18 protein-coding genes are annotated in these 14,959 nt (G+C 54.8%); 6 read left to right on the top strand and 12 right to left on the bottom strand.

Annotated elements, in window-relative coordinates; all coding sequences use genetic code 11:
- Positions 1 to 108 precede the first annotated feature (108 nt).
- Positions 109 to 201: a stress response membrane protein YncL gene (gene yncL, locus ACQG1Y_RS09045; protein WP_071524166.1), complete on the bottom strand. Its 93-nt coding sequence runs from the start codon at positions 199 to 201 to the stop codon at positions 109 to 111.
- A 369-nt stretch (positions 202 to 570) separates the two neighbouring features.
- Here yncL and ACQG1Y_RS09050 point away from each other — a divergent pair, with 369 nt between their 5' ends.
- Positions 571 to 819, top strand: coding sequence for a GlsB/YeaQ/YmgE family stress response membrane protein (locus ACQG1Y_RS09050; RefSeq protein ID WP_003857896.1), 249 nt, complete (start codon positions 571 to 573; stop codon positions 817 to 819).
- A gap of 53 nt (positions 820 to 872) precedes the next feature.
- Here ACQG1Y_RS09050 and yoaJ read toward each other — a convergent pair whose 3' ends face one another.
- The 3 genes from yoaJ to ACQG1Y_RS09065 are packed head-to-tail and all read right to left on the bottom strand — an operon-like array spanning position 873 to position 2,120.
- Positions 873 to 947, bottom strand: coding sequence for a protein YoaJ (gene yoaJ / locus ACQG1Y_RS09055; RefSeq protein ID WP_015570794.1), 75 nt, complete (start codon positions 945 to 947; stop codon positions 873 to 875).
- A complete protein-coding gene (locus ACQG1Y_RS09060) occupies positions 948 to 1,046 on the bottom strand; it encodes a YoaK family small membrane protein (protein WP_015570793.1) in 99 nt (32 codons plus the stop codon).
- 45 nt (positions 1,047 to 1,091) lie between these two features.
- Positions 1,092 to 2,120: a sensor domain-containing diguanylate cyclase gene (locus ACQG1Y_RS09065; RefSeq protein WP_368740501.1), complete on the bottom strand. Its 1,029-nt coding sequence runs from the start codon at positions 2,118 to 2,120 to the stop codon at positions 1,092 to 1,094.
- A gap of 312 nt (positions 2,121 to 2,432) precedes the next feature.
- Between ACQG1Y_RS09065 and ACQG1Y_RS09070 the strand changes: the two genes are divergently transcribed.
- Both ACQG1Y_RS09070 and ACQG1Y_RS09075 read left to right on the top strand, forming a co-directional pair.
- Entirely contained in the window at positions 2,433 to 2,687 is a 255-nt protein-coding gene (locus ACQG1Y_RS09070; RefSeq protein WP_015570791.1) for a putative hemolysin, read from the top strand.
- Between the two features lie 80 nt (positions 2,688 to 2,767).
- On the top strand, positions 2,768 to 3,073 hold the full coding sequence (locus ACQG1Y_RS09075; RefSeq protein WP_032670952.1) for a periplasmic protein: 306 nt from the start codon (positions 2,768 to 2,770) through the stop codon (positions 3,071 to 3,073).
- Here ACQG1Y_RS09075 and ACQG1Y_RS09080 read toward each other — a convergent pair whose 3' ends face one another.
- Positions 3,074 to 3,418, bottom strand: a complete 345-nt coding sequence (locus ACQG1Y_RS09080) for a DUF488 domain-containing protein (protein WP_015570789.1) — start codon at positions 3,416 to 3,418, stop codon at positions 3,074 to 3,076. It abuts the gene before it with no gap.
- A gap of 151 nt (positions 3,419 to 3,569) precedes the next feature.
- On the opposite strand from ACQG1Y_RS09080, the gene ACQG1Y_RS09085 reads away from it, so the two are divergent.
- Positions 3,570 to 4,277 (top strand): CTP synthase C-terminal region-related (seleno)protein, encoded by a 708-nt coding sequence (locus ACQG1Y_RS09085; RefSeq protein ID WP_017384697.1) that lies wholly within the window; start codon positions 3,570 to 3,572, stop codon positions 4,275 to 4,277.
- A 31-nt stretch (positions 4,278 to 4,308) separates the two neighbouring features.
- Here the strand turns inward: ACQG1Y_RS09085 and ACQG1Y_RS09090 are convergent, their stop codons facing one another.
- Complete coding sequence (locus tag ACQG1Y_RS09090) at positions 4,309 to 5,496, bottom strand: CynX/NimT family MFS transporter (protein ID WP_032670105.1); 1,188 nt, start codon at positions 5,494 to 5,496, stop codon at positions 4,309 to 4,311.
- 99 nt (positions 5,497 to 5,595) lie between these two features.
- Here ACQG1Y_RS09090 and ACQG1Y_RS09095 point away from each other — a divergent pair, with 99 nt between their 5' ends.
- A complete protein-coding gene (locus ACQG1Y_RS09095; protein ID WP_017384695.1) occupies positions 5,596 to 6,387 on the top strand; it encodes an AraC family transcriptional regulator in 792 nt (263 codons plus the stop codon).
- On the opposite strand, the gene ACQG1Y_RS09100 is transcribed toward ACQG1Y_RS09095, so the two are convergent.
- The 3 genes from ACQG1Y_RS09100 to ACQG1Y_RS09110 form a co-directional block, all read right to left on the bottom strand.
- Positions 6,371 to 6,817 (bottom strand): DUF441 domain-containing protein, encoded by a 447-nt coding sequence (locus ACQG1Y_RS09100; protein ID WP_003857881.1) that lies wholly within the window; start codon positions 6,815 to 6,817, stop codon positions 6,371 to 6,373. The genes ACQG1Y_RS09095 and ACQG1Y_RS09100 overlap by 17 nt on opposite strands.
- A 106-nt stretch (positions 6,818 to 6,923) precedes the next feature.
- Positions 6,924 to 8,960: a glycoside hydrolase family 31 protein gene (locus tag ACQG1Y_RS09105; protein ID WP_368740502.1), complete on the bottom strand. Its 2,037-nt coding sequence runs from the start codon at positions 8,958 to 8,960 to the stop codon at positions 6,924 to 6,926.
- Positions 8,961 to 8,975: 15 nt separating this feature from the next.
- On the bottom strand, positions 8,976 to 10,307 hold the full coding sequence (locus ACQG1Y_RS09110) for a glycoside-pentoside-hexuronide (GPH):cation symporter (RefSeq protein WP_045336308.1): 1,332 nt from the start codon (positions 10,305 to 10,307) through the stop codon (positions 8,976 to 8,978).
- Positions 10,308 to 10,593: 286 nt separating this feature from the next.
- Between ACQG1Y_RS09110 and yoaI the strand changes: the two genes are divergently transcribed.
- On the top strand, positions 10,594 to 10,695 hold the full coding sequence (gene yoaI / locus ACQG1Y_RS09115) for a small membrane protein YoaI (RefSeq protein ID WP_368740503.1): 102 nt from the start codon (positions 10,594 to 10,596) through the stop codon (positions 10,693 to 10,695).
- A 20-nt stretch (positions 10,696 to 10,715) separates the two neighbouring features.
- Here the strand turns inward: yoaI and ACQG1Y_RS09120 are convergent, their stop codons facing one another.
- The 3 genes from ACQG1Y_RS09120 to yeaG form a co-directional block, all read right to left on the bottom strand.
- Positions 10,716 to 11,216 (bottom strand): YbaK/prolyl-tRNA synthetase associated domain-containing protein, encoded by a 501-nt coding sequence (locus ACQG1Y_RS09120; RefSeq protein WP_015570783.1) that lies wholly within the window; start codon positions 11,214 to 11,216, stop codon positions 10,716 to 10,718.
- 99 nt (positions 11,217 to 11,315) lie between these two features.
- Positions 11,316 to 12,599 (bottom strand): YeaH/YhbH family protein, encoded by a 1,284-nt coding sequence (locus ACQG1Y_RS09125; protein WP_032670956.1) that lies wholly within the window; start codon positions 12,597 to 12,599, stop codon positions 11,316 to 11,318.
- Positions 12,600 to 12,688: 89 nt separating this feature from the next.
- Positions 12,689 to 14,623: a protein kinase YeaG gene (gene yeaG / locus ACQG1Y_RS09130; protein WP_400215135.1), complete on the bottom strand. Its 1,935-nt coding sequence runs from the start codon at positions 14,621 to 14,623 to the stop codon at positions 12,689 to 12,691.
- Between the last annotated feature and the right edge of the window lie 336 nt (positions 14,624 to 14,959).

Here is a 14,959-nt window from a genome sequence, read left to right on the forward strand (position 1 = left end):
CACGTCCTGAGGTGCAGGGATCTTAACACAGGTCATAAAAGCTACAAGTATGAGAGTTGAGGCTGCACGGAATCGAAAGGAAAGCCATTATGCCATGCTCCTTTCATCTCAGAACCACTCAAACCGTGTTGAGAGCAGTAGCAGTAACGTACTGGCAGAAACAAGATTAAGGCAGATGACAAACTTGCTTGATACGTTCATGTTATCAACGTTTTTGTTGTTCAGCAGCCACAGAGAATAGCGTTTCACCTCCACTGAAGAAACGCCAGATTTTGGTGGGTTCGGGCAAAAAAAAGCCCACTCAAGAGTGGGCAAGAAATACTGGAAGCAATGTGAGCAATGTCGTACTGAATACCTGAGTGATTTGCTCAACTATTCAGTAATGAGAAAGATAATCTTTCTCAGTAAAAGATGCAACCCCACGATGAGTGTGGAACGGCATTTTTTTACTGCTTATATTTTAATCAAACGAACCGTGTGATTCCTATCACAAATTTCCTTTCTCAGATCCTGTGCTATCCTTTTCTGTGTCGTTGATTTAATGACAAAAACCATACAGAGAGGAAAGCTATGGGAATTTTATCCTGGATTATCTTTGGGCTGATTGCGGGGATCCTGGCGAAGTGGATTATGCCGGGCAAAGATGGCGGCGGTTTCATCGTCACGATCATTCTGGGGATTGTGGGTGCAGTCGTCGGTGGCTGGATCAGTACCCTGTTCGGCTTTGGCAGAGTTGATGGCTTCAACTTCGGCAGCTTTGTCGTCGCGGTGATTGGCGCGCTGGTTGTTCTGTTTATTTACAGAAAAATCAAAAGCTAAATCTGACCTGAGTTAAAAAAGGCTGCCTGACGGCGGCCTTTTTACTTTGGGCGTTACCACCAGCCCAACTGCGTACCGGCGACGGCCACGATGGCGACAATCAGCATGATGATGGTCGTTTTTCTCATTTAAGCCCCCGGCGCGGCGTAACCACCAAGGAAAAACCAGCCTAAAAACACCACCGCCGTGATAAAAATAACCACCGGAAAGAGGATCCCTATTCTCATGCCATCACCTGTTTGAGTTTGTATAAGGCCGTAGAGTGTACGATTTTAATCTAACGCGACAAAGCCTGTTTTGCTTTTTCCTTTTTTATCCTGATACATCGCGAGGTCTGCGGTGCGCAGGGCGCTATCTTCATCAGTGCGGTGAGGATCAACAATAACGACGCCAAGGCTTGCGCCGGGATAAAGAATAGTGGCATTGCCTAACCTGTATTCGCCCGCAATAAGACCATTGAGGCGGGTTTTGATTGCGTTGACCCCTTTGCTGGCGTCGCCATCATCGCTGTGACTCAGGCTGGCAACCAGAAATTCATCGCCGCCGAGCCGGCCAATAATCTCATCCTGCGTTTGCTCGTGAGTCAGTCGCTTGCCGACCTGTACAAGGAAGCGATCGCCCGCCTCATGCCCGTACTGGTCATTGATTCGCTTGAAATCATCGAGGTCAATAAAGGCCATCATGACGTTGCGGTTAAAATGGCGCGCCAGTGAGAACAGGGTGGTAAGGTTTTCAAAAATGGCGCGACGATTCGGCAGGCCGCTAAGGGCGTCGGTGTAAGAGTGGGCAATGAGCGCCGCATTTGCTTCGCGAAGCTGAAGCACAAGCGACTCTTTCTGAATGTACTGACCAATTAAACCGGCAAAGAGTCTGATCACCTGCTCGCCACGCTCGCTGAACTGTTTCTGTGCGGTGCTGGCCGCGCAAAGCGTGCCATACAGAGAACCGTCAGCCAGGTGAACCGGCACGCTCATATAGGTTGTAATGCCCAGTGCTTTGGCCGCTTCACACTCCGGCCAGCGGTCGGGCACCTCGTTACTGAACAACGTGTCGCTGTCGATGGCGCGCTTACACAGCGTTTCGTCCCAGGGCACGCTGAACCCTTCCGGGATCTGCATTTGCTTGCTGTTACGGGCATATAAAATGTGCTGCAAACGCGCATTGATATCGACTTTCGTCAGGTAGGTTGATTCCATATCCGTCACAATTTCCAGCATTTCCAGTAGCTGACGCACCAGACTGTCGAGAGATTGCTCAGTGGAGAGGGTTTCTGAAACACGGGCAAGAATGATATCTGACATGAGGCAGGATGACTCCCATGCAGAAGACCTCTGTATCTGCATGTTGTGCTGAAAATATAGACTCCAGCCATAGTAAAACATGAACAGGATTAATTTTATAGATTCTTCTGGAGGCGGATGAGGGTGAAGCTAAAAAAAAGCCCCGATGTTGAGATCGGGGCAAAACATCTTGATTACGGAATGATGTTCTCTGGTCAGTGTGAGAACAGGCATCACTATAAGGGGGAATCGTGCAGGTTTAATGGAGAAATCATGGAGAAAACGGCGATGACCCGTTACTCTGACGTTTTTACACCCTGAAGGATCATGATAATGAAATATCTTCTCCTGGCGCTGGTTTTACCGCTGGCCGCCTGCTCAACAAAGACAACCCCTCCTGATGCGCCTCAACCGCCGCACGCTATTGGTATGGCAAACCCGGCGTCAGTGTACTGTCTGGAGAAAGGGGGAGAGCAAATCCCTGTTCAAAGCCCGCAGGGCGTACGTACCGAGTGCAAATTGCCAGGCGGGGAAGTGATCGATGAATGGGATCTCTACCGCCGCGATCACCCGCAACCGACCAGATGACAACGGCAATAAAACTGCGATACACTTCTCTTTAGGATTGTTCTTAGCCAGTTTCTGGCAGTACGTTTGCGAGAAGAAGTATGTTTCAGTTAAAACCGGGCAGCATGGCGATGATCGTGGGTGCGCGTACGGCGGCAGGCCGTCGAAATATCGGTAAATCCGTCGAGCTGTTTGGCCTCTGTCAGCCGGGCCAGCGTTTTGTGAACCCGGTTAACGGCGTCATGACGCAATTACCCGCCACGACAGCGCGTGCGCTGTGGCTGGTCACCGGTGATGTTTATGCCTTTGATAATCAGCACGGTTTTGCGTTTGTTCGCCCGGAACATCTGATGCCGCTTACTCCCGACGAGATGCCACACAACGTGGATGAGCTGGCGATCGGTTAATCACAGTTTACGCAGCCAGTCCGCCAGTACCTGCGCGTGATTCTGCTCCGTATTTTTCGCCCCATAGAGTAGCGTCACGGTCTGCTGTTTGGCGAGAGCCGCCAGGCGTTTGCCTTCATCCGGATGCTGCGCCAGCTCTTTGCGATAGGCTTCACTGAACGCGGTGAAATCTATCGTTTCACTGTGAAAGGCTTTTCGCAGTTCGCTGGACGGCGTTAGCGCTTTACACCACTCATCGCAGGCGAGGTCGGTCTTTTTTATCCCTCGCGGCCAGAGTCTGTCGACCAGGATCCGGTAACCGTCTTTTGAGGTCGCCTGCTCATACACGCGTTTACATTGAATCATGGGTCCTCCTCATTTCCTTACGACGTTCTGCAAGAACACTATAGCACCCGGCTTTTATCCACCCAATTTAAGGTATTGTGATAATTGCAAAAGATCGGTAGTCTGAGGTTCCTTATGTTATCTGAAAATCCTCCGGCATAAGGAATCTCTGATGGAACTCTCCCCGGTTAAAACGACGCTGCGCATTGCGCTGGTTGGTGATTACAATCCCGATGTTATTGCGCACCAGGCGATCCCGCTGGCGATTGACGACGCCGCTGCGGTTCTGGATCTCACCGCTGATTATGACTGGCTCGCCACGCCTGAGCTGACCAGCGCCGAAGACCTCGTCGGGTACGATGCCATCTGGCTGGTACCGGCAAGCCCGTATAAAAACACCGAGGCGGCGTTTATTGCGGCGCGTTACGCGCGTGAGAATAGCATCCCCTTTCTCGGCACCTGCGGCGGGTTCCAGCATGCGCTGATTGAGTATGCGCGTAATGTACTGGGCTGGCACGATGCAGGCCATGCCGAAACCGACACCGAGGGAAGGATGGTAATTGCGCCGCTGACCTGCTCGCTGGTGGAAAAAACCGACGCGATCGAGCTGCGGAATAACACGCTGATTGCTAAAGCGTATGGCAAGCCGGAAATTCAGGAGGGGTATCACTGCAATTACGGCGTCTCACCTGAGTTTGCCGACCAGCTTGAGCGGGGCGACATGCGCGTAACGGGCTGGGACGAGCAGGGCGAGATCCGCGCGGCAGAGCTGGTAACCCATCCTTTCTTTGTCCTCACCCTGTTCCAGCATGAGCGGGCCGCGCTGCAAGGGCGCCCGGTCGTGCTGGTACAGGCCATGCTGCGGGCGGCGCAGGGATAAAAAAAGCAGACCTCCGGGTCTGCCTTGAATGTCAGCGGGGTGTGATCTCCCGGTCACGCCCGGCAAGCATACCGCATAACGCCATCACCACCGCGGCCAGCGCGCAGGCGAGCAGCGGAATGCGCCAGTCTCCGGCGGTATCGTGAATTTTCCCCATCAGCGGTGGGCCACAGGCCGCCAGAAGATAGCCAATCGACTGTGCCATGCCGGAGAGCGCCGCGGCCTGATGGGCCGAGCTGGCGCGCAGCCCGATAAACGTCAGGCCGAGGATCATGGTGGCGCCGGATCCAAAGCCAAACACCAGCGTCCAGACGACGGCCAGCCCCGGCGCGAACCAGAACCCGGCTGCGCTGACGGCGCACATCAGGGCGACTAGCCCGGCAATGCCACGCTGATCGTTAAGACGGTGCAGGATCAGCGGAATGGCGAGACCGGGAACCGCGGTTGCCAGCTGGAGAAGCCCGTGCATGGAGCCAGCCTGCGTTTCGCTGTAGCCATGGCTAAGCAAAATCGCGGGTAACCAGCCGATAATGACGTAGTAAATCAGCGAGTTAATGCCCAGAAAAAGCGTCACCTGCCAGGCGAGCGCCGAGCGCCAGATAGCCCGATTGTGCAGCGCGCCCGCTCCGGTCAGGGTGGCGGCCGGCTTCTGGCGCCATTGCGGTAACCACAGCAGCAGCGCCACCAGCGGGAAGAACATCAGCATCAACAGCGCCCCGTGCCAGCCACCACTCCCCAGCGACAGCGGGACGATCAGCGCCGACCCTGCGGCAGCAGCGGCTCCCATCGTCAGCGAATAAGCCCCCGTCAGTTTTGCGACCTGGCCCGGAAAATCACGTTTGATTAAGCCAGGTAACAGGACATTGCCCAGCGCAATCCCACAGCCTACGATCGCCGTACCGATAAACAGCAGCGAGGCCGACGGCAGCGAACGTACGCCAATCCCGATGCAAATCAGCAGCAGAGCGATAAAAAGGCTGCGCTCCATGCCCAGGCGCCGGGCGACGCCTGCGGCAAGGGGAGAGATAAAGGCGAAGGCCAGCAGAGGCAGCGTCGTGAGCAGGCCGGTTTGCGCCGTGCTTAAGCCATAGTCCTGTCGGATGGTATCGAGCAGGGGGGCGACACCGGTAAAGGTGACGCGCAGCGTCGTGGCAATCATCAGGATGCCTGCAATCAGCAGCGTACCCTGTTTCCCGGAAGGTTGAATAGCAGTAGTCATTATTGTCTCTTACGTTCAGGCGAGCGCATACCATACCGATTTAAGTCGTGGTTGAAATCAGGCTAAAATGACAGTTTATCGCTAATATCGGACAACTTTATGTACGGACTGGGGCTCGACGGCTACGATCCCGATAGCCAGCACGACGCGGCGGTGGCCTTTCGCATCCGCGTGGTGGCACAGGAACAATATATTCCGCTGCATCAGCACCGCAAAGGGCAGCTGATTATGGCGCTGGGGGGAGCGATCACCTGTGAAGTGGAGAACGCGATGCTGATGGTGCCGCCCCAGTATGCGGTGTGGATCCCGGGACAAACGCCGCACAGCAACAAGGCGACGCCCGGCGCGCAGCTTTGTCTGCTGTTTATTGAACCCGGTGCGCTCGAATTGCCGACGCGTACCTGTACGCTGAAAATATCGCCCCTGGTGCGGGAGCTGGTGCTGGCGCTTGCGGACAGGTCACGGGAGGAACTGCCTCTTCCCGCTACCGGAAGGCTGGTTGACGTCCTGTTTGATGAACTGCCCCTGCAACCGCAGGAGCATCTACAGCTGCCGGTATCTCCGCATCCAAAAATTCGCCTGATGAGTGAGACCATGGCAAACGAACCTGCCGCCTGGCAGACGCTGGCGCAGTGGGCCAGCCACTTTGCCATGAGCGAACGCAATCTGGCGCGGCTGGTGGTGAAAGAGACTGGCTTGAGCTTTCGCCGCTGGCGGCACCAGCTCCAGCTGATTGTCGCATTGCAGTTTTTGATCGGCGGAAAGTCGGTTCAGCAGGCGGCGCAGGCGCTGGGGTATGACTCCACCACCGCCTTCATCACCATGTTTAAGAAAGGACTGGGACAGACGCCCGCCCGCTATATCGCCAGCCTGACTACGACTTCCCGATAAACAGCGAAACCAGTCCGGCAGCAATCAGCGGGCCAACCGGCACGCCACGAAACAGCGCCACGCCTAACACGGTGCCCACCAGCAGCCCGGCCACCAGTGAAGGCTGGCTGCTCATCAGCGTCACGCCGCGCCCGCCAAGCCATGAGACAAAAACGCCCACCGCAATCGCCACCAGCGATTTCCAGTTTACAAAGGAGTGCAGCAGCGTGGAGGCCGGTAGCGTTCCGCTGGCAATCGGGGCCATCACACCGATGGTCAAAATAATGATCCCGATGGTAAGCCCCTGTTTTTCTATCCACGGGAAGAAGGTATTCAATGGTGTGACGCGAACGATGATCAGGACCAGAATGGAAATCGCGACGGTGGTGTTGTGGCTGACAAAACCCAGAGCAGCCAGGGCCAGAAGTATGAGCAGAGTAGGGTCGAACATGACGGGATCCTTGCCAAAAATAGTAAGCCTGCTTACTTTACGCGCAAACGCGACGGCAGGCAGGCTTTACTGAAAAAATTGTCTATTTTTGGGCACTTGCCTGACGTCAGTCCACCAGCTGCTGGATAAGTGGACTTCCTTCGCGGATAAACACCGGGATGGTTTCCAGCGCCGCAGGCACCCGGATATGCTCCCCACCGGCGTAGCGCTCACCGTTGAGAGCGATCCAGCTATTGCCCGTCGGCAGCCAGACATCGCGCTCACGCTGACCGGCCTGCATAACCGGCGCCACCAGAAGATCTTCGCCAAACAGATACTGATCTTCACACGCCCAGCTCTGCTTATCCTGCGGATAGTGCCAGAACAGCGGACGCATGAGCGGGTCTCCGTGCAGATGAGCCTGCTGGTACAACGCGTCAATATACGGGCGCAGGGTTTCGCGCACGGTAAGCCAGTGCTGCATGATGGCGTAATTCTCTTCTCCGTAACTCCACAGCTCATTAGGCGAACCGCTGTTACACTGAGGAATGCCGTCACGGTAGCGCTCCGGGGGCTGGATCTGCGGTTCGCGATAGCCGTGCATGCGCAGAACCGGTGTAAACACCGCCCACTGGAACCAACGGATCAGTAATTCGTGGAACGCCGGGTCGTTAACGTTCCCTCCCTGGAAGCCGCCGATATCGGTCGTCCACCATGGGATTCCCGCCAGCCCCATATTCAGTCCCGCGGCGAGTTGATTGCGAAAAGCATGGAACGAGGAGTGGACATCACCCGACCACGCCAGCACGCCGAAGCGCTGGCTGCCTGCCCAGGCGCAGCGTACCAGGTTAACAATGTCGGTTTCGCCGTTTGCCTGGAGCCCATCGTAAAAGCCCTGCGCAAAGTCACGCGGGTAGCGATTACCCACTTCCAGCACCGGACCGGCGTGGTAGCGATAGTTGTCAAAATCATAGGCGCGGTATTCCGGTTCGGCTTCGTCCAGCCAGAACAGCTTAATGCCCATGTCGTAGTAATTTTTCTTCACCGTATCCCAGACGAATTTCCGCGCCTCAGGATGGGTCGCATCAAAGAAGGTGGTATTGCCCATAAAATCGAGGTTGACCTGCACGCCACGTTCACTGCTGACCAGCCAGCCTTTGGCTTTCATCAGCGGGTAGAGAGGGCTGCGCGCCTCTACCGTTGGCCACACCGACACCATCAGCGCAATACCCATTTCGCGCAGCTCGTCGACCATCCCTTCAGGATCGGGCCAGTCTACGGGGTCGAAGCACCAGGTGCCCTGATTCGGCCAGTGGAAAAAGTCGATGACCATCACCGACAGCGGCAGATTACGGCGGCGATACTCCCGCGCAACCTCCAGCACCTCCTGCTGGGTGCGGTAGCGTAATTTGCACTGCCACAGCCCGCTGATAAACGCCGGGGCGGAGGGCGGAGTACCGGTGGCTTTCACATACTGGCGGGTGATATCCGCCACCGTGTCGGCGGCGGTGATCCAGTAGTCCATTTCTCCTGTGACGCGGGCGCGCCATTCCGTCTGATTTTTTGCAAAGCTGGCTTCACCAATCGCCGGGTTGTTCCACAGCAGGCCATAGCCAAGGCTGGACTGCATAAAGGGCACGCTGGCCTGGGAGTTGCGCTGCGCCAGTTCCAGCGTACAGCCTTTCAGATCCAGCCACGGCTGTTGATACTGACCCATGCCATAGATGCGTTCATCCGGACGCGATTCAAACCGGACGGTGAGCTGATATTTCCCCCCCATTAGCGGCTTAAATTCGCGGCCATCCAGCTTCAGGGCGCTGACATATTTATCCTGGCTCTTCTCGCTGGCACCGATACCCACCGTTGAACGCTGGCGCCACATCTCTTCCAGCAGCAGTTCGCCGCGCTGATTGTAGAAGGCCAACTGACCTTTAAGATTCAGCGTCGCGGTAATATTGCCGTTGCGCAGCGTCAGGCTTTCCGCTTCGGCGACAATCTCAGCCTGGCAAGGGGCGGCGGGCAACAGTGCCTGTAAGGCCTCATCAAAAGCCGGGGAGCAGGTGGCCCTGACGCGCAGGCTGTTTTCACCCCACGGTTCAATACGCAGGATCTGGCGTTCAAAACGCCATTCGATACTGTTGGAATGTTGGATCAGCTCACTCATGGAAAACGCGTCCTTCTAAACAGGGTGTTTGGCAAGATGGATGGATTGCATTGTGCTGTCGTCGAGCTTGTACCAGCGCAGCGTGGCAAACGCGCAGAGTGACAAGACGCCAGGCACGACGGTGAAGAGGGCGATGATGCAGTACATGGCCGTGGTGGTCTGTTCCGGGGCGTTGGCGACATAGCCGCTTAAGCCCAGCGTCCAGCCAACAATCGCGCCGCTGATCGCCATTCCCAGCTTGAGTACGGCGAGGAAGGTGGAGAAGATCACGCCGTCCATGCGTTTGCCCTGTTTCCATTCGCCGTAATCGGCGACGTCCGCCATCATTACCCACATCAGCGTGGTGGTGGCCTGGTAAAGGGTGGAGACGATAAACGTCATGGGCACCAGAATAAGCACTGACTTAGGCGCAAAGAACAGGGCGATGCTGAGTACCCCCGCCAGTACGGAACAGTATCCAAACATCTGCACTTTGCTGACGTTCTGCGTCAGACGTTTGGCCAGCGCACTGCCTGCGGCTTTCCCGAGAATATGCGCCCCGAGCATCCACATAAAATAGCTCGCGCTACCGAGATAATAAGTGACGAAATACATCATTGCGCCAAGGCGAATAACGCCAAAACCAATGTTGGTTAATACCAGGACGGCGACAACCCGCCATTGGTCGTTTCGTAATAAATCCCGCAGTTCCGCAAGATAATTATTGTGGGTGGCGGGAGCCTTAATACGTTCACGCGTATTGGCGAAGCAGATCCAGAACATGACGACCGCGATGGTCGCCATAATGGCCATCGCCCAGCGGTAGCCCAGTAATTTATCATCGCCGCCTAAAAACTCTGCGAGCGGCATCATAAAGAATGTCGACAGCGCGCCACCCAGCGTGGCCAGGAAAAAACGATAGGACTGGAGGGAAATTCGCGCATCGTTGTCGGGCGTGATCACCGCGCCCATGGAGCAATAGGGAATATTGATTGCGGTGTACATCAGCATCATCAGGGTATAGCTGACGGTGGCGAAAATCATTTTACCGTGCAGATCGAGCGACGCCGGCACGGCGTAGGTCAGCAGACAACTTGCGCCAAAGGGCAGCGCCAGCCACAGCATCCAGGGGCGGAATTTGCCCCAGCGCGTGCGCGTCCTGTCTGCGATATAGCCCATCGCCGGGTCTATTATGGCATCGGCGGTTCTCGCCAGAAGAAACATGGTGCCCACGAATGCGGCAGGTAGCCCCACCACGTCCGTATAGTAAAACGTCAGAAAAATAATGACGTTATCCAGCCCAATATGGCTCGCCATATCGCCTAACCCATAACTGATCTTTTCTTTACGGGTAATTATTTCGGTCATTGTATTCACCTTGCCAGTGTAAGGTTTATTTTTGATGTGCTCCGTAAACAGGGTTAACCATGATGAAAAGGTTAACAATTGCGAGATCTGGCATCGGGGTTACGTAAATTTCTTTTCGTGATACCGGTAACAAATAAAGTATTTAAACAGTGACTTCATACGGGGGAGGATAGTCAACAGCGAATCGTTTCAGCGAAAAAATAGTCATTTCACGGACGCGTCATTGTCATTTAACTGTCATTGTGCGGGGGTAAAAAAGAGGCAAATGGGCAAAGCAGAGGGCATCATGAGCGATCCTATGTTTGTCGAAACGCTGATTATCTCCTCATCGTTTTTTATTATCGCGATTATTTTGATAGCTTCCGTGCTGCTGCTGGAAAACGGCTGACCGTTAGCCAGCCGCAGTATTTATTGTTTACGGAACGTCACCAGTTCAGGACGGGCGATACGCAGATAGTCCTGGGTGTCCATAATCACCGACTTTTCCAGCAGGCCGGCGTTAAAGGCGATCTCATCGAAGCGCTCAAACAGCAGCGGATCGGCGACCAGCGTCAGATCCGGATGAAAGCTGAAGGGGGGAATGGCGCCGAAAACGCAGCCGGTAAGCGCATCCACTTCAGCCGGACTGGCGAGAGAGGCCTTTAGCCCACCGAAATGACTGGCCAGAAGGCTCAGATCGGCCTGCCGATCGGCGGCGAGGATTGCCAGAATATGTTTCTTAACACCGTTGCCTTTTACCTTGCAGACCAGTGCTTTTGCACCCTGCCGGAGATCGGTCCCGCGAATTTCACTGACCGCTTCGCATTTCCCAACGGCCTCATGCGCCACCACGCGAAAGCGCGCCTCCTGCTCGGTTAATAAGCTGATTAGCCGCTGATGGGTCGTCGTCCCGATCACGTCATCAGACATAACGATTTCACCTGTGATTTGCCAATACGTAGCTTGCTACATTAGCACGGGACGGAGAGGGCTGAAAGAAAACAGCCAGCGGGTGCGCTGGCTGTTGGGTCATGCGTTGCTGGTGGACGACTGTTTCTGGAACAGTTCCCGGAAGACCGGGTAGATGTCATCCTGGTCACGAATGTGCTGCATCGCAAAGTTATCGAACATCGCTTGCAGATGCTCATACTCACGCCACAGCGTCTGGTGGGCGCGACGGGTAATTTCAATGTAGCTGTAGTAACGCACCACCGGCAGGATCTTCTTCGCCAGAATTTCATGACACAGCGGCGAGTCATCCGCCCAGTTATCGCCATCCGATGCCTGCGCGGCGTAGATATTCCACTGCGCCGGATCGTAGCGCTCCTTCACCACCTCGTCCATCAGCTTCAGGGCGCTCGACACGATGGTGCCGCCGGTCTCCTGCGAGTAAAAGAACTCATGTTCATCCACCTCTTTCGCCTGAGTGTGATGGCGGATGTAGACCACCTCCACGTTCTTATACGTTCTGCTCAGGAACAGATAGAGCAGAATATAAAAACGCTTAGCCATATCCTTGGTGGCCTGATCCATTGAACCTGACACGTCCATCAGGCAGAACATTACTGCCTGGCTGGAAGGCTCCGGCCGTTTTTCGTAGTTCTTGTAGCGCAGGTCGAACGTGTCGATAAACGGCACCCGGTCGATCTTCGCCCGCAGTTCGGCGATCTCTTTTCGCAGGCGCTCCTCTTCCAGCAGTTGTGCCGGCTCCGTGTTTTCCACCACTTCCAGGCTGGTTTCCAGCTCGCGCAGTTCGCGCCGTTTGCCTGCCGTCATCGCCGTGCGTCGCGCCAGCGAGTTTTGCAGTGAACGCACCACGCTGATGTTGGCGGGTACCCCGTTTGCGGTATAACCCGCGCGATGGGTTTTGTATTCGTTGAGCTGACGGTGCTGATTCTTTCTCAGATTCGGCAGGGCCAGATCCTCAAACAGCAGGTCGAGATATTCGTCTTTTGAAATCTGAAAGACGAACTCGTCCTGGCCTTCACCGTCCTGGCTGGCCTGCCCCTGACCGCTGCCAGAACCGCCGCCTCCGCCTTGGGGCCGCTCGATTCTGTCATTCTGGACGAAGTGGTCATTACCTGGGTGCACGCGATGGCGAAGGCCGCCACGCCCCTGATGAAACATCGGTTCGCTGATGTCATCGTTAGGGATGGAGACGGATTCGCCGCTGTCGACGTCGGTCACCGAGCGTTTGTTGATGGCCTCGGAGATCGACTGTTTAATTTGCGCTTTATAACGGCGCAAGAAGCGCTGGCGATTCACCGTGCTCTTGTTTTTGCCGTTAAGACGCCGGTCAATAAACCAGGTCATATATCCCCCGTACTGCATTTGCCAACTTGCAGCGTCCGTAAGTGCCGGACATTTTGTTGGCCCGGTAAGCGCGTTACCGGGCACTTGTTTTAAGACGATTTACGCACGCGCAGATACCATTCACAGAGCAGGCGGACCTGTTTGCGGGTATAGCCTTTCTCCATCATACGGTCGACAAAATCGTCGTGCTTTTTCTGCTCGTCGGTTGAGGTTTTGGCGTTGAACGAGATGACCGGCAATAGCTCTTCCGTGTTAGAGAACATTTTCTTCTCTATAACCGTGCGCAGTTTTTCGTAGCTGGTCCAGTTCGGATTGCGGCCGTTGTTATGCGCTCTGGCGCGCAGCACGAAGTTCACAATCTCGTTTCGGAAGTCTTTCGGATTGCTGATCCCGGCTGGTTTCTCGATTTTTTCAAGTTCCGCGTTCAGGGATTCACGGTCAAACAGCTGGCCGGTATCCGGGTCGCGATACTCCTGATCCTGGATCCAGAAGTCAGCGTAGGTGACGTACCGGTCGAAGATGTTCTGGCCGTATTCGGAATAGGATTCCAGGTAGGCGGTCTGGATCTCTTTGCCGATAAACTCGGCGTATTTCGGGATCAGGTAGCCTTTCAGGAACTCCAGGTAGCGTTCAGCCTGCTCCTGTGGGAACTGTTCACGTTCAATTTGCTGTTCCAACACGTAGAACAGATGTACCGGGTTGGCGGCCACCTCCGCGTGGTCGAAGTTAAAGACGCGGGAGAGGATCTTAAACGCGAAACGCGTCGACAAACCGTTCATCCCTTCGTCGACCCCGGCGTAATCGCGGTATTCCTGGTACGATTTCGCTTTCGGGTCGGTATCCTTCAGGCTTTCACCGTCATACACGCGCATTTTTGAGTAGATGCTGGAATTTTCCGGCTCTTTCAGGCGCGACAGGATCGAGAAGCGCGACAGCGTTTCCAGCGTTCCCGGTGCGCAAGGGGCATGGACCAGCTCACTGTGGTTGAGCAGTTTTTCGTAAATCTTGATCTCCTCGGAGATCCGCAGGCAATAAGGCACTTTGACGATATACACACGGTCAAGGAACGCCTCATTGTTTTTGTTGTTACGGAAGGTCACCCATTCAGATTCGTTAGAGTGGGCAAGGATAATCCCGTTAAACGGCAGGGCGGAAATACCTTCTGTCCCGTTGTAGTTCCCTTCCTGGGTGGCGGTCAGTAGCGGATGCAGCACTTTGATCGGTGCTTTAAACATCTCGACAAATTCCATAATCCCCTGGTTGGCGCGGCACAGCGCACCGGAATAACCGTAGGCATCCGGGTCGTTTTGCGCGTGATGCTCCAGCTTACGGATATCGACTTTACCCACCAGCGCCGAGATATCCTGGTTGTTCTCGTCACCGGGTTCAGTTTTAGCGATGGCGATCTGCTCGAGGATAGACGGCCACACTTTCACGACGCGGAACTTGGTGATGTCCCCGCCAAACTCGTGCAGACGTTTTGCCGCCCACGGCGACATGATCGTACCGAGATAGCGATGCGGAATGCCAAACTCTTTTTCCAGAATTTGCGCATCCTCTTGCGGATTAAACAGGCACAGCGGATGGTCATTGACCGGGCTGCGTTCGCCGTTGGCGCTCAGCACATAGATCGGCACGCGCTGCATCAGCGCTTTCAGCCGTTCAGCCAGGGAGGATTTACCCCCACCGACAGGACCCAGCAGATAAAGGATCTGTTTCTTCTCTTCCAGCCCCTGAGCGGCATGCTTCAGGTAGGAGACGATCTGCTCAATGGCGTCTTCCATGCCATAGAACTCTTCAAACGCCGGGTATCGGGCGACCACCCGATTCGAAAATAGACGGGAAAGCCGTGGCTCCAGGGCAGTATCAACCATGTTTGGCTCACCAATAGCCATCAATAGCCGTTCTGCCGAATTGGCATAGGCACTGCGATCTTGCCGACAAATGGTAAGAAACTCCTGCAGTGTGAACTCTTCGTCCTTGGCAGCTTCGTAGCGCTGGCGATAGTGATCGAATATATTCATGGCATGCCGTCCTTTCGTTTTTTAGCACAGGATAAGAGCCGTTCGTATGAGTAGTGGAGGCTCCCGGAAGAGAATTTTTCGCACCTCACTGCCAGAGCAGCAACCTGTGTGCCAGGTCGAAGGCTATGAACCGCAGGGTGTTCAGCAAAACCTCTTCTTAAATTAAAGCGTAGATGGCAATTGCAAAACTTGCATACGGATAAAATCTACTTTCAATGACATATCAATAACTCATCCAAAAATTTCCACTGCGGTTATAAGCGAAAAGCGGGTTTTTCATTTATCGGTCACATAAATGAAAGCGGGATGTCATCTGAAAAATGAAAAATAACGGGT

It is taken from the genome of Enterobacter cloacae complex sp. 397G4 (assembly GCF_050031515.1).
Lineage (GTDB): Bacteria > Pseudomonadota > Gammaproteobacteria > Enterobacterales > Enterobacteriaceae > Enterobacter > Enterobacter hormaechei_C.

Bases quoted from the DNA above. Each gene is read 5' to 3' on its own strand.
- yncL (WP_071524166.1), bottom strand. From the start codon at position 201: ATGAACGTATCAAGCAAGTTTGTCATCTGCCTTAATCTTGTTTCTGCC.
- ACQG1Y_RS09050 (WP_003857896.1), top strand. From the start codon at position 571: ATGGGAATTTTATCCTGGATTATCTTTGGGCTGATTGCGGGGATCCTG.
- ACQG1Y_RS09060 (WP_015570793.1), bottom strand. From the start codon at position 1,046: ATGAGAATAGGGATCCTCTTTCCGGTGGTTATTTTTATCACGGCGGTG.
- ACQG1Y_RS09065 (WP_368740501.1), bottom strand. From the start codon at position 2,120: ATGTCAGATATCATTCTTGCCCGTGTTTCAGAAACCCTCTCCACTGAG.
- ACQG1Y_RS09070 (WP_015570791.1), top strand. From the start codon at position 2,433: ATGAAATATCTTCTCCTGGCGCTGGTTTTACCGCTGGCCGCCTGCTCA.
- ACQG1Y_RS09075 (WP_032670952.1), top strand. From the start codon at position 2,768: ATGTTTCAGTTAAAACCGGGCAGCATGGCGATGATCGTGGGTGCGCGT.
- ACQG1Y_RS09080 (WP_015570789.1), bottom strand. From the start codon at position 3,418: ATGATTCAATGTAAACGCGTGTATGAGCAGGCGACCTCAAAAGACGGT.
- ACQG1Y_RS09085 (WP_017384697.1), top strand. From the start codon at position 3,570: ATGGAACTCTCCCCGGTTAAAACGACGCTGCGCATTGCGCTGGTTGGT.
- ACQG1Y_RS09090 (WP_032670105.1), bottom strand. From the start codon at position 5,496: ATGACTACTGCTATTCAACCTTCCGGGAAACAGGGTACGCTGCTGATT.
- ACQG1Y_RS09095 (WP_017384695.1), top strand. From the start codon at position 5,596: ATGTACGGACTGGGGCTCGACGGCTACGATCCCGATAGCCAGCACGAC.
- ACQG1Y_RS09100 (WP_003857881.1), bottom strand. From the start codon at position 6,817: ATGTTCGACCCTACTCTGCTCATACTTCTGGCCCTGGCTGCTCTGGGT.
- ACQG1Y_RS09105 (WP_368740502.1), bottom strand. From the start codon at position 8,960: ATGAGTGAGCTGATCCAACATTCCAACAGTATCGAATGGCGTTTTGAA.
- ACQG1Y_RS09110 (WP_045336308.1), bottom strand. From the start codon at position 10,307: ATGACCGAAATAATTACCCGTAAAGAAAAGATCAGTTATGGGTTAGGC.
- yoaI (WP_368740503.1), top strand. From the start codon at position 10,594: ATGAGCGATCCTATGTTTGTCGAAACGCTGATTATCTCCTCATCGTTT.
- ACQG1Y_RS09120 (WP_015570783.1), bottom strand. From the start codon at position 11,216: ATGTCTGATGACGTGATCGGGACGACGACCCATCAGCGGCTAATCAGC.
- ACQG1Y_RS09125 (WP_032670956.1), bottom strand. From the start codon at position 12,599: ATGACCTGGTTTATTGACCGGCGTCTTAACGGCAAAAACAAGAGCACG.
- yeaG (WP_400215135.1), bottom strand. From the start codon at position 14,623: ATGAATATATTCGATCACTATCGCCAGCGCTACGAAGCTGCCAAGGAC.